The organism is Bradyrhizobium campsiandrae, from assembly GCF_014529705.1.
GTDB classification, from domain to species: Bacteria; Pseudomonadota; Alphaproteobacteria; order Rhizobiales; family Xanthobacteraceae; genus Bradyrhizobium; species Bradyrhizobium campsiandrae.
This window is the reverse complement of the sequence record NZ_JAANIH010000003.1, coordinates 1-12915: the sequence shown is the minus strand read 5'-3', so window position 1 is coordinate 12915 and position 12915 is coordinate 1. Positions and strand designations below refer to the sequence as shown.

Here is a 12915-nt window from a genome sequence, read left to right as displayed (position 1 = left end):
ACCTCTCCCGCAAGCGGGAGAGGTGCACCGACCGTGCGGCCGCTTGTTTCAACCTAAGCCTACGCAGCTTTAGAACACATGCCGAATTATCGCTACCGCGCCCTCAATGCCAACGGCGAACTGGTCTCCGGCGCCATCGCCGCGCCGGCGCCGGGCGACGTGGCGCAGCGGATCGAGCGGCTTGGCCTCGTGCTGGTCGACAACGTCACGCCGGAAGAGGGCGGTGCCGCGCGCGGCGCGCTCAGCATCTTCAACAGGCCGAGGCCGGAAGACGTCACCACCTTCACCCGCGACCTCGCGCTGCTCCTGCGCGCCGGCGCCCGCATCAATGACGGCCTGGAGCTGCTCGCTGCCGATCCGGATGTCGGGCGGCTGCGGCCCGTCGTCGCCGACATCCGCACGCGCATCGTCTCCGGTGAAAGTTTCGGCGAGGCGCTGGCGCGGCATGAAGGATTGTTTCCGCCGATGTATATCGCCCTGGTGCGGGTCGGCGAAGCCTCGGGGTCGCTGGACCAGGTGCTGGAGGTGCTCGCCGGCGAACGCGCGCGCAGCGAGGCGTTGCGGCGGCGCCTGACGGACGCGATCCGCTATCCTGTCTTCGTGCTCGGCGCGGCCGGATGCGTGCTGCTGTTCTTCCTGACCTTCGTGCTGCCGCAGTTCGCCAGCGTCCTGCAGGATTTCGGTGCCAGGGTCGATCCGATCCTCGGCGTATTCCTGAACATCTCCACTTTCCTACGCGGCAATTCGGATGCGGTGCTGGCCGGGCTGGCGGCCTTCATCGCCGCGGCATGGCTGCTGCTGCGACAGGAGCGCGTTCGCCGCGGCATCACCAACCTGTTCACGAAGGCGCCGGCGATCCGAAACGTGATGGGCGCGTATCGCACGGCGTTGTTCTGCCGCAACCTCGACCTGCTGCTCGGCAGCGGCGTCAACCTCACCACCACGCTGCGCATCCTCGTCGACATGATGGCGACGACGGGATCGTCCACGGTCTGGAGCGATGCCGCCGACCGCGTCCGCCACGGCTCGAAGCTCTCCGATGCGCTGGCCGAGACGGAGGCGTTGCCGGCGATGGCGGTGCGCATGCTGAGACTGGGCGACGAGACCGGGCAATTGCCGATGCTGTCCGGCCGGGTCGCCGAATTTTACGAGGCCAAGCTGCAACGCACGCTCGATCGTGCGGTCGGTATTGCCGGCCCTGCGGCGATCATCGCGATCTCGCTGGTCGTCGGCGGCCTGATCACATCGGTGATGACCGCGCTGATGTCGGTGAGCCAGATCGTCGGTTAGTCGAGGATGGCGTGAACGGGAATGGGAGGGGCCTGAAGTGACCAGACATCCATCGTCGCGGCGCCGTCTGCGGCGCACGCCTTCCGGAGAGGCCGGCTTCACCCTGGTCGAGATGCTCGTCGTGATCACCATCATCGGCATGATCATGGCGCTGGTCGGGCCGCGGGTGCTGAACTATCTCAGCGAGTCCAAGGCGAAGGCGGCGAAGATCCAGATCGAGAGCTTCTCCAGCGCGCTCGATTTGTATTACCTCGATCTCGGCCGCTATCCGACCTCGAACGAAGGCCTGATCGGGCTGACGCGCAGCAACAATCTGCCGGGCTGGAACGGGCCTTACCTGCGCGGCGGCGTCGTGCCCAACGATCCCTGGGGCCACGGCTATGTCTATCGGTCGCCGGGCGCGAATGCTCCTTACGAGATCATCTCGCTCGGATCAGACGGTCAGGAGGGCGGCAGTGGAACGGCAGCCGACATTGTCAGCGGCGCGCGCTGAACCGGTTTGCGATGCGCAAGGCTTTGGTCAGCAAGGCTTCGCGCTGATCGAGATCCTGTGCGCGCTTGCGATCGTCGGCCTTCTCGCGGCGATCATCCTGCCGGGGATCCCGCGCTCGACGACGCGGGCCAAGCTCGAGAGCTACGCGGTCGAGACCGCGGCTCTGCTGAAGTCCGACCGCAATTCCGCGCTGCGCCGCCAGGTCTGGGTCGCAACCCTCGTGGATGCGGAGGCGCGCGCGATCCGCTCCGGCGTCACCGGGCAGACCATCCGCCTGCCGCCCGACGTCGTCGTGCAGGCGACACTGGCCGCGCGCTGCGCCGATCGCGCCACCGGACGAACGATCGATTTCTTTCCGTCGGGCATGTCGTGCGGCGGGACGATCGCACTGGCGCGTCCGGGCATGGGCTATGAGATCAGGGTCAACTGGCTGACCGGAGGTGTCGAGATTGTCCCGCAGAAGCTGCTCTGACGGCACCGCCGGCTTCACCCTGATCGAGACGCTGGTCGCGCTCGCGATCATCGCCATCGTGCTCGGCACCATCGGCTCGGCTATCGCCGTCTCGACGAAGGGCACGCGCTCGATCGACGAGCATCTGGCGCTGGCAGGTACGGCAGAGACATTGCTGGCGGACCTGCCGGCGCGCGGATTGCTGAAGCCCGGCCGGCAGAGCGGGGAGCTGGCCGGCAGCCGCTGGCGCGTCGATGTCGCGCCAATGAACGTCGCCGGCGGCGATCCCGGGACCGATCGCTTCGTGCCGCTGGTGGTCAATCTGCGTCTCCAGCGCGCCGATGGCGCCGCGATCCAGGTTACGACGGTGAAGCTGGCGCCGAGGCCAAATCGATGACGGCCTCAATGAAACGCCGGCACCGCGCGTTTGCTTCCGAGGCCGGCTTCACGCTGCTCGAGGTGCTGCTGGCGACGCTTCTGATGACCGTGATCCTGGCTGCACTGGCCACCGTGACGGCGCAATGGCTGCCCAACTGGAATCGCGGCATTGCACGGGTGCAGCGTGCCGAGCGGCTCGCCACGGGGATCGACCGCATCGTTGCCGATCTTTCCGTCGCCGAGCAGATCGCCGTGAATGGCGATGCCAAGGCGCCGCTGTTCGACGGCGCCGAATTGTCGGTGACGTTCCTGCGCACCGCGCTCGGCCCGAGCCTGCGCCCGGGCCTCGAATTCATCCGCCTGGTCGAGAAGGCCGATTCCGAGGGGCTCGCGCTGGTGCGCGAGCGCGCGCCGTTCCAGCCGATGGCAACGGGCGGGCAGATACGTTTCGTCGACCAGGTGGTGCTGATCCGCGCGCCGTTCCGTGTCAGCTTCGCCTATGCCGGGCCTGACCGGACGTGGCAGCCGACCTGGCATGGGCAGGGACAACTGCCCGATCGCATCCGCATCACGGTGCGCGACGGCGGCACCGGCCAGATGCTGGCGGTCTCGGCCGCGGTGGTGCCGCATATCACGGCGCCGGCCGAGTGCGCGCGGGCCAAGAATCCGACGACCTGCGTGACGCCGGCCAGCCGGCCACAACAGGCGCAGAAAGAGGAGCAACAGCTGTGAGCGGCGGGGTCATGGGTCTCCTTCGCCTCTCCCGCTTGCGGGAGAGGCCGACACGCTCGCAGAGCGTGGCGGGTGAGGGGTCTCGCCGAGCGGGGATTTCAGGTGTGGTCTCTTACAATCCCAATGTGGAGACACCCCCACCCCAGCCCTCCCCCGCAAGCGGGAGAGGGAGCCGAGTGCCGATGCCGCCGCATCGTCTCCTCCATGCACGCAGCGAGCGCGGCTTCATCGTCGTCGTGGTGCTCTGGATGCTGGCTGCGCTGGCCGGGCTCGCACTGATCTACCTGACCTATGTCACCAACTCGGCGGCCACCGTCGCGGTCAACACCGACCACTTGCAGGCCGATGCCCTGACGAACGCCGGCATCGAGCTCGCGGCCTATCGGCTGACCGCACAGAACGAGGCGACGCGCCCGACCAGCGGCACCTTCAATGCCCGTATCGGAGCTGGCCGGGTGGCCGTGACCTTCCGCTCGGAGGCTGCGCGGATCGATCTCAACATGGCGCCGAAGGCCGTGCTCGCGGGCCTGATGGTCGGGCTGGGCGTCTCCGCGGCGGATGCGTCTGACTACGCCGATCGGATCCTGGCGTGGCGGTCGTCGACCGAGCCAGGCCTGGAGAATCCGGAGGATTCCTTCTATCGCACGCTCGGCGCGCCCTATTTGCCGCGCCATGCGCCGTTTCCCCACAGCGACGAGCTGTGGCTGGTGCGCGGCATCCCGCCTGTCGTGATCGAGCGGGTGCTGCCCTTCGTCACCGTGTTCAGCAACATGCGCACCGTGAACGTGGTGGACGCTGCGCCTCAGGTGGTGGCGGCGCTGCCGGACATGACGCCGCAAAATCTGCAGCGGCTGCTGCGCGACCGGGTCGATCCCAATGTGGACCGGCGGTCCCTGATCGGGCTTGCCGGCAGCGCCAGCGCGACGATCGAGGGCTCGAAGGCCTATCGGGTCAACGTGACCGCCGAGGCGCCGTCGCGCCGGCAGAGCTCGGCCGAGATCGTGATCCTGCTTCTCGAAAACGGCGATGAACCCTATCGTGTCTTGTCGTGGCACAATGCGTTCGACGGCTCGGCCGGAAAGCCCCTGTGAGATGAGTTCGCTCGGCACGCTTCGCGCCATTTTCGATGCCTGGACCGGTACGGTGGCGGACGCCGCGGTTGCCGGCCTGGAGCGGATGGTGCGGCCACGCCTGGTGCGGCTGGTCGAGGGCGAGACCGGCGCGTTCGCGCTGGAGGCCGCAAAGACGGAGGGCGCTCCGACGGCGATTGTGTTCGAGGACGGCAAGTTCGCCGGCGCCGATCTTGCGCCGGTCGTCCTTGGCTGCCGCGTCGAGATCGTGCTGCGGCCGGCGCGCTTTCTGTTCCGACCGCTGGAGCTGCCGATGCGTGCGGCCGATTTCCTCGAGGGCATCGTGCGGGCGCAGATCGACCGGCTGACGCCCTGGAGCGCGGGCGAAGCCGTGTTCGGTTGCAGCGCGCCGGTGGCGCAGGGCCGCGAGAGCATCACCACGATGATCGCGGCCGCGCCACGCCGGCTCGCGACAGGCTATGTCGAGGCTCTGTCCGGCCTGCATCCGTCCGCGATCGCGGTTCTGACCGAAGCGCCTGAAGGCGGGCGCATCAAAGTGTTCGAGCAGAAATCGCGCGGCGCGATCGATCCGGTGCGGCTCAGCCGAACGCTGCAAGCGGTGCTGGCCGTTGCCGCGATCGCGGCCGTTCTCGGCTCGGTCATCGCGGGCTATCTCGCCGACAGCCTGAGCGCGCAGGAGAGCGAGCTCGCACGACAGATCACCCAGCGCCGCGCCGCGATCCGCGGTGTCGAAGGCGGCGAGCGTTCGCCGCTGGCGCTGCTGGAGCGGCGCAAATACGACACGCCGGCGAGCGTGATCGTGCTGGAATCGCTGAGCCGTCTCCTGCCCGACCACACCTTCGTCACCGAGATGCATCTGGCCGGCAACAAGCTCCAGATATCAGGCATCACCCGCGATGCGCCCTCGCTGATCCCGCTGATCGAGCAGTCCCAGCATTTCACCCGCGCCACCTTCTACGCCCCGACAACGCGCACTCCCTCGGATCCCGGCGAGCGCTTCCACATCGAGGCGCAGATCGTGGCGAGGAACGCGCCATGAGCAGCAGCAAGAGCAGTGGTGGGATGGCGAGCGAGACCACGGCCGCGCGGTGGTTGACCTCTTCGCCGCTGATCGCAGTCATGCTCTACCTCACGGTGACGGGCGGGCTGCTTCTGATGGCGGGCCTGTCGATGGCCGACGTGATCGCCCACCGCCAGGCCCTGGCGCAGACCTCCGACCTGCTCGACCAGCTGCGCGGCCGCAAGGGGGCCGCCAAGAATGCCGCGGTGCTTTCGGCCGAGCATCCCGGCACGCCCTTCCTGGAAGGGCCGACGGTGACGGTGGCGGGCGCCAATCTGCTGCAGCGGGTTGCGGCCGCGGTCGGCAGTCAGGGCGGCTCGGTGCAGTCCTCGCAGGTCGACGTGTCGGGCGCGCAGACCAAGGACGGCTTCGTCGGTCTCGTCGTCAGCTGCGAGCTGGACCAGCCCGCGCTGCAAAAGGTGCTCTACGATCTCGAAGCCGGCATGCCGTTCCTGTTCGTCGATCAGCTCGATGTCCAGGTGCCGCAGGCCACCGCGCAGAACGAGGCTGGCCCCGGTCGCGTCAGGGTGATCCTGGGCGTCTCCGGCCAGTGGCAGGCGGGGAAATAGGTCGCCAAAGCGCGATGAGATCAGGATGAATCGTCATCGCGTTATTGTTTGAGCGCGATCTTTTCGGACAACCGCTGCACACTTCGCGCTAACGCGGCCCTTCGGGTCCGGATCATGCTTACCAGCTATATTTGAACACGCCCTTGCCGGAATAGCTGGTGACGTTGCCGGAGAATTCGCCGTCGAACGTGCCGGCGATCGAGAAGCCGTTCAGCCATTTCATCTCGGCGCCGGCGCTCAGAAGCGCGGAATCGGCGTCGACCCTGGCGCCGCTCACGACGAAGCTGGTGCCGGGCAGGGTCTGGAACAACGCGGTGACGGCGCGGCTCGGATTGTAGTCGTGCGCCCAGGCGGCGCGGCCGCGCAAGGTCAGCACGCCGTTCTGCATCGCATAGGATTTGTCGGTGCGCAGGCCAAGCTCGGAGCGCGTGTCGGTGATGGACTGCGAAGCGTAGTTCAGCGCGAACAGCCCGCCGCCATTGAGGCTGACTTCGGAATAGTTGGGCAGGTTGAAGTTTGTCACCTGCGCCGCCGCGTAAGGCGTGATGCCGATCAAAGGCGTCGCGAAGCGATAGCCGCCCTCGAAGCGGGCCGAGAAGGTATCGGCCTTGAAGCGGCCCTGGAGCTGGTCGGCGCCGATGACGGCGCGGTTGGTGGTGACGTCGTGCCAGCCATAGGCGAGCGCGGCGGCGACATAGGCCGGGCCGAAATTGTGCCGGCCATAGAGTCCGGCCTGGAACAGGTCGGCGGAGCCCGCGCCCATCGCATTGGCGAGGGAGTAGTTCAGCCCGCCACCGCCCAGCGAGAAGCCGACCAGCGTGTCCAGCGAGACTCTGTAGTCGGCGCCGGCCGCGCCGCCCCAGACGCGCGCGGTGAGGTCCTGCGAGCCGACCGTGGCGTTGCCGCCGACCTCGGCCGCCCCGCCATAGCCGGCGGCCCAGACGCTCCAGCGGCTGCTCGGCTGCGCGGACAGCAGCGAGGGCGCCTTCCTCGCCATCGCATAGGCCTCGCGCTCGCTGGCGTTGGCGAGCCGCATCGCGGCATAGGCGGCCGCTTCGTCGCTGTCGGCGAATTGCGCCACGCTGCCGGCCTTGGCGAACCCGGCGGAGCGGCCGACCACCGTCGGGTCGAGCATCAGGTTCATGAACTGGCCGTCGGCGTTGATCGCGGCCTGGATGATTCCGCTGCCGAGTTCGCCCGAGACGGTGGTCAGCCCCGCAGGCGTCAGCGCGGCGAAGGCGGCGGGAATGCCGCCGGTGGTGTTGAAGAAATTGGCCAGCGTGTTCGCGACATTCTGCTGGTTGACGGTGAGGCCGCCGCCGGCCGGCGCGAAGTTGATGCCGATATTGAGGAAGACGTCGTTGGCGTCGTAGCTCAGGCTCGCGTTGATCGAGGGGATGTTGGAGACGACGGTCGGATTGAAGGTGCTGCCGCCGAGGCCGCCGGCCGCGGTCAGGATCGTGTACTGCTTCTTGACGGTGCCGGAGCCGAACACCGCGCTCACGCTCGCGCCGCCGAGCGTCGCGGCGCCCGTGACATTGGCGCGGCTCGCGCTGGTGGAGGAGACCTCCACCAGATAGGTCGAGGCGGCGGTGAAGCTGAGGGATCCGTTGATCGTCAGCGGCGCGAACGGATTGGCCGTGCTGCCTGGCGCGAGCGTGCCGCCGGTCACTGCGACGTTACCGACCGCGCCGGTGCCTGCGAGCGTGCCGCCGGCATTGACGGTGCTGGCGCTCAGAATCGAGCCGTCCACCTCCAGCCTGCCGCCGTTCACGGTGGTGGCGCCGGTGTAGGTGCTGGCGCCGGTCAGGATCTCCGTACCGCCGGCCATGGTCAGGCCGCCGCCCGCACCGCCGATGATGCCCGCAAAGGTGCCGTTGCCGTTGGTGATGCTCAGCGTGTTGGCGCCGAGATTGACGTTGCCCGAGCCCGACAGCGATCTGATGGAAGAGCCGGCGGTCAGGGCCGAGATGTCGAAGAGGCCGTTGGCGATGACGTTGCTCGAAGTCGCGATGCTGCCGTTGCTGCCGGCCGAATTGATGAGATCGAGCTGGCCGCCCGCGGCGATGGTCGTGGTGCCGGTGTAGGTGTTGGTCCCGTAGAGCTGCTGCGTGGCGCCGTTTGCGATGACGAGATTGCCGCCGGCGCCGCCTGCGATGCCGCCATCCTGGATCACGCCGCCGTAAAGGCTGCCGCCCGTGATCGTCAGCGTCTTCGATCCCAGCGAAACGAAGCTGCCACCGGTGGCGGAGACCAGCGCGTTCACCGACGCGCCGGAGGTCGTTTGCGAAATGTCGAATGTCCCGCCTGCGCCGGGCGTGAACGTGACGCTCGCCGAGTTCGCAATCGATCCGCTGCCCTTCAGCGCGAGCGTCGCGCCGGCATCGATCTGGGTGGTGTTGGAGTAGGTGTTCACGCCCGAGAGCGTCTGCGTTCCGCCGAACACCTCCAGCCCGCCGGTGCCCTGGATCACGCCGGCGAACTCGGTCGAGCCGTTGGTGATGAACAGCCCCTTGCTGCCCATGTTGACGATGCCGCTCGAAGCGCCGCCGAGCGTCGTGATCGCGGCGAATGCCGGGGTCAGCGCCGAGATGTCGAAGGTCGCATTCACCGTGACGACGCTCGACGAGGCGATGCTGCCGGAATTCGAGAGCGCCAGCGTTCCCGCCGAGATCGTGGTTGCGCCGGTATAGGTGTTGGCGCCGGTCAGCGTCAGGGTGCCGGTGCCGACCTTGGTCAGCCCGCCGCCGCTGCCGGAGATCACGCCGTCGACCTGGGTCGAGGTGTTGAGGCTGCCGGTGGTGAGCGTGTTGGCGCCGAGCACGTAATTGCCGGCGCCCGCGATCGAGCCTGACGTCGTGCCGCCGTTGGTCAGGCCCGAAATGTCGACCGTGCCGCCGGCATTGGTGATGAAGCGGGCGCTGCCGCCGCTCGCCGTGCCGGTGAAGCTCGTGATGCCGCCGCTCTGGGTGGTCACGGTGGAGCTGGCGGCGGTCGAAAGGCCGGTGAAGCTCAACGATCCTGAGTTGTCGATCGCTGCGGTGCCGGCGGTGGAGGAGCCGCTGAAGGTCACGAAGCCCGTCGCAGCGTTCGTGATGCTGGAACCGCTCGCCGAGCTGGTGTCGTTGAAATTGACCACCGCGTTGTTGACGATCGTCGCGGTGCCGGCGCTGCTGGTGTTGTTGAACTCGATGTCGCCGCCATTGGCGATTTGCGCCGTGCCGGCGGTCGAGCTGTCGTTGAAGCTCATCGCGCCGCCGCTGACGCTGTACGTCACGACATTGCTGCCGGCGCTCGCGCTGCTCGTGTTCAGGAACACCATGCTGGCGCCGACGGTGAAGGTCTGCGTGTTGGTCGAATTGTTGAAGATGCCGGCGCCGTTGACCACGAAGATGTCGCCGGTGGAGATGGTATAGGCCGGCGCGTTGGGCGCGGCGGTGAAGATCACGTTGCCGATATTGACGATGCCGCTGGTGATGACGGCGGTCGGGCCGGTGGTCGAGAAGGTCGCCGTGCCGTCCGGCACGGCGGGCGTCGAGCTCCAATTGGTACCGTCCGTCCACTCGTTGGACGTGCCGCCGACCCAGCTGCCGTCGACGGCGTGCGCCGCGACGACGCCGAGCGCGGTGGTCGCGAGCAGGGTGGCCAGCGTATGCCGGGCGACGGCGCGCAGCCGGTGATCGATCCTTCCGCGCGCCATGGTCGGTCCGGTCATGAGCCCTTCGCAAATCGCCAAAGCAAATCAGTGCAGCCAAATGCAGGCAGGGGAAGGCCGCGCCCGGCGCCATGATTCCACGGCGCCGCAACCGGGGGCAATGAACGGCCATCGATTTGCATCAAGTTCCCGCTCGTTTCGGTTGCTATTTCGGCCGTCGTGGCCGTCAAGCAACATTTTTACGCACTGCAACGGGCGGACCGGAAGGCAAGGTCCGAGCGGCCGGGAGCGGGTTGAAGGCGAGGCGTATCGGCTTTAGCTTGGGACGGTTGCCGCGCGCGACCGGCAGCAAGGGAAGCAGCGATGTCCGCCTGGCTGAGATCGACGGGACTGGCCGCGTTGGCTGCGGTGCTTGGCACCGCCGCGGCATTGGCAGCGACATCGTCGCGCCTGGACATCCTGTCCGACGACGTCGCCGGCAGTCCCGCCGAGAGCGTCGATGTCGGCGCGGTGAGGCCGATTGCCGGACCTGCTCCGGCTGCAGCCAGGCCGGCGCCGCGCGGCAATCCGCTGTGGTCGGTGCCGCTGTCGGCGCTGACCGCAACCCAGGAGCGACCGATCTTCTCGGCCATGCGGCGACCGCCGCCGCGCGCGGTCGCGGCCGCCCCGGTCGAGGAGGTTCAGGCGGCGTCCCCGCCAAACCCGATCGAACCGCCGCCGCTGCTGCTGGTCGGGGCTGTGGTGGGCGAGGGGGATGCCATCGCGATCCTCGTCAACCGCGCCGACCAGAAGGTCGTCCGCATGCGGCAAGGCGAGGCGCTGGGCGGCTGGTCGCTGACCTCGGTTCAGCCGCGTGAGGTGACGTTCAAGCAGGGCGATCGCAGCGAGGTGCTGACGCTCCAGCGGCCGGACGGAACAATCGCGCCCGTGGGATCGCCTGCGGCCGCCCCCGCGGACAGCGGCAGCAGGCTGACGGTGCCGACCACGGCCGGCAGCTCGTTCGCTCCCTTTGTGCCGCGTTCCACGCCGAAGAACGGCGAGGCGGACGGGCTCTGAGCGCGGCATCGGCCGGCGCGGCGGGGATGAATTCGGCGCGCCATTGCCTAAGCCGTTCAACCGCCTTAAGACGCGACTTCAACGCTTACATGGCCGAGAAGGATGCGGCTTGACCGACACGCAGACTGACGCGCCCGGCAAGGTCGATGGTCCTGATGGTATCGGTGCTGGGGGGCGTGCCCGCCGGCTCATTCACGGCTGGTCGGCGAATCTGGTGCAGATGGCGCTGGGATTGACCCAGCAACTGCTGCTGATCCCGGCGTTCCTGCATGTCTGGACCGGCGACCTGCTCGCGGCGTGGCTTGCGATCTATGCCGCGGGCGGCCTCGTCGTCGTGGCGGATTCGGGACTGCAGCTTCGCGCGATCAACCGCTTTCTGGCATTCAGGTCGCGCGCCGATTGCGATAGGCGCACGGCAAGATACTTCGCCCGTATGTTGCGGATCTACGTCACGCTCGTCGCGGTGCTGAGCGTATTGCTGCTTGCAGCCACGCAACTGCTCCAGCCCTCAGTGCTGCTGGGCTTTCGCGACACGGCTTCGTTCGATTCCGCTTTTGTCGTCATTACGCTCGGCACGCTACTGACCTTGCCCTCGAACCTCGTTTCCGGCCTCTACCGCGCGCGCGGCCAGTATGGCCGGACGATCTGGGCGCAGAACGTCTCGCTCCTGCTCGGGCAGATCGCGCAATTGATTGCGTTGATGTGGTTCGGAACCGTGCTGGCGGTCGCGATCGCCTTCGTCTCACTGCAGATCTGCCTCGCCGGCTTCTTGCTGATCGATGCGCCACGCCTGTTTCCATTTCTCACCGCCGCCGTGCGGCCGCGCCTCTCATTCGCTTCGCTGCGCTGGAGCATTGCTCAGTTCGGCCGAGCGCTTCCGTTTTCGATTGCGAACCTCACTGAACTCGCGCTTGTGAACCTGCCGGTGCTGTTGGTCTCCGCGCTTGTGGCCGATCGCGTGGCGGTGGCGCAATGGGCCCTGACCCGCGTCATCGCGAGCCTCGTACGCGGGCTCGGTCTGCAACTGGCGATGCCGCTGGCCGCCGAACTCGGTCACGACTACGCAACTGGGGACCGCAAGGGCCTGAGCCGGCTCTATGCGAGGGGGTCGGTTTTCGTGACCGTGCTTGCCAGCTTGATCGTGGCCGGCATCCTTCCCTTCTGGGGCGATTTCTTCAGCCTCTGGACCCACGGCAGTATTCCCTACGATGCACCCCTTGCCGTCGTCCTGCTGCTTGGCTCCGCCGCCGCTGCGCCCTCGTGGCTGGCGCTCGCCTTCGCCACCCATAGCAATCGCGGAAATCTCCTGATCCGGAGCAAGGGACTGCAGTTCGTGGTGTTCCTGGCACTGTCCGTTGTCCTGACGCCCTGGCTCGGACCGCTCGGCACCGCCGTTGCCATCGTCGCGAGCGACATCCTCATTCAGCTCGGCCTGCTGGCCTTCGTGGTCATGGGACAGACACTGCAACATCCTGTTCGGCACACCGCCTTTCTCGTCCTGGTTTCCGCCTTCATCGTGCTGTCCGGCTGGTGCGCAGGCGTCCTTGCCGCGTGGCTGGCGCCAGGGGCAGGACTGATCCATTTCCTCGCCGAATGCGCGATTTGGCTGATCTTTGCCTCTGCGGCGGCAAGCCTTTTGATCATCAAGGGATTCCGGGAAACATTGATCTCCGCTATCCCCCGCTAACCCACGGATTTTGCTTGACCTTCACCGATCCGGGCGGTTGAGTGCCGGCGACCTGCCCTGATCGGGCCACACCACCCCAAATCATCCTCTCCAGGTGATCTCATCCAGGTCATCCCATCCAAGACATCCCATCCAAGACATCCCATCCAAGACAATCGGACTCGTTTGTGAGGCTTTTCCAGAACTGCAGGTATTATCCCGGGATGCGTGCGCGGCTTCGCGACCTGACCAGGAATTGCGCGACCTTTGCTGCCAAGATGGATGTCTTCAAGCAGTTCCGGCATGCCGGATGCCACATCCTGCTGCCGATCGATCAGCGCGCCGATTGGGCGTTCTTCGCTTACGGCGACGATTTGGAGGTCCAGCGGGTCTGGGCTCGCGAGCAAGGCATGAACGCGCGCGCCACCGCTGCCGAAATCCTCAAGGCCCAGATCGAGCATCATCGCACCGAGG

At 67.3% G+C, this 12915-nt stretch carries 11 protein-coding genes and 1 pseudogene; 11 read left to right on the top strand and 1 reads right to left on the bottom strand.

Annotation, left to right across the window (positions count from 1 at the left end; genetic code table 11):
• The first annotated feature begins 78 nt into the window (after positions 1-78).
• From G8O24_RS02645 to gspM, 8 genes are all read left to right on the top strand, one after another.
• Positions 79-1290 carry a type II secretion system F family protein gene (locus G8O24_RS02645; protein ID WP_188096201.1) on the top strand — a complete coding sequence of 404 codons (1212 nt, stop codon included), beginning with the start codon at positions 79-81 and terminating at the stop codon, positions 1288-1290.
• A 37-nt stretch (positions 1291-1327) separates the two neighbouring features.
• The gene (gene gspG / locus G8O24_RS02640; protein WP_188096199.1) at positions 1328-1783 is read left to right on the top strand and encodes a type II secretion system major pseudopilin GspG; all 456 of its coding nucleotides are present in this window, start codon (positions 1328-1330) and stop codon (positions 1781-1783) included.
• Positions 1746-2255 (top strand): prepilin-type N-terminal cleavage/methylation domain-containing protein, encoded by a 510-nt coding sequence (locus G8O24_RS02635; RefSeq protein ID WP_188096197.1) that lies wholly within the window; start codon positions 1746-1748, stop codon positions 2253-2255. Before gspG ends, G8O24_RS02635 begins: the two co-directional genes overlap by 38 nt.
• A complete protein-coding gene (locus G8O24_RS02630) occupies positions 2233-2631 on the top strand; it encodes a prepilin-type N-terminal cleavage/methylation domain-containing protein (protein ID WP_188096195.1) in 399 nt (132 codons plus the stop codon). Before G8O24_RS02635 ends, G8O24_RS02630 begins: the two co-directional genes overlap by 23 nt.
• 8 nt (positions 2632-2639) lie before the next feature.
• Complete coding sequence (locus G8O24_RS02625; protein ID WP_188096193.1) at positions 2640-3344, top strand: general secretion pathway protein GspJ; 705 nt, start codon at positions 2640-2642, stop codon at positions 3342-3344.
• A gap of 182 nt (positions 3345-3526) precedes the next feature.
• Positions 3527-4435: a type II secretion system minor pseudopilin gene (locus G8O24_RS02620; protein ID WP_188096191.1), complete on the top strand. Its 909-nt coding sequence runs from the start codon at positions 3527-3529 to the stop codon at positions 4433-4435.
• Between the two features lies 1 nt (position 4436).
• The gene (locus tag G8O24_RS02615; protein ID WP_188096189.1) at positions 4437-5474 is read left to right on the top strand and encodes a PilN domain-containing protein; all 1038 of its coding nucleotides are present in this window, start codon (positions 4437-4439) and stop codon (positions 5472-5474) included.
• Positions 5471-6064, top strand: a complete 594-nt coding sequence (gene gspM / locus G8O24_RS02610; RefSeq protein WP_244645706.1) for a type II secretion system protein GspM — start codon at positions 5471-5473, stop codon at positions 6062-6064. The genes G8O24_RS02615 and gspM overlap by 4 nt, the downstream gene beginning before the upstream one ends.
• Positions 6065-6182: 118 nt before the next feature.
• On the opposite strand, the gene G8O24_RS02605 is transcribed toward gspM, so the two are convergent.
• On the bottom strand, positions 6183-9779 hold the full coding sequence (locus tag G8O24_RS02605; protein WP_244645705.1) for an autotransporter outer membrane beta-barrel domain-containing protein: 3597 nt from the start codon (positions 9777-9779) through the stop codon (positions 6183-6185).
• Between the two features lie 303 nt (positions 9780-10082).
• Between G8O24_RS02605 and G8O24_RS02600 the strand changes: the two genes are divergently transcribed.
• From G8O24_RS02600 to G8O24_RS02590, 3 genes and pseudogenes are all read left to right on the top strand, one after another.
• Positions 10083-10775 (top strand): hypothetical protein, encoded by a 693-nt coding sequence (locus G8O24_RS02600; protein WP_188096187.1) that lies wholly within the window; start codon positions 10083-10085, stop codon positions 10773-10775.
• Positions 10776-10884: 109 nt separating this feature from the next.
• Positions 10885-12462: a lipopolysaccharide biosynthesis protein gene (locus G8O24_RS02595; protein ID WP_188096185.1), complete on the top strand. Its 1578-nt coding sequence runs from the start codon at positions 10885-10887 to the stop codon at positions 12460-12462.
• Between the two features lie 203 nt (positions 12463-12665).
• Positions 12666-12915, top strand: a pseudogene (locus G8O24_RS02590) (glycosyltransferase family protein); the annotation flags it as partial.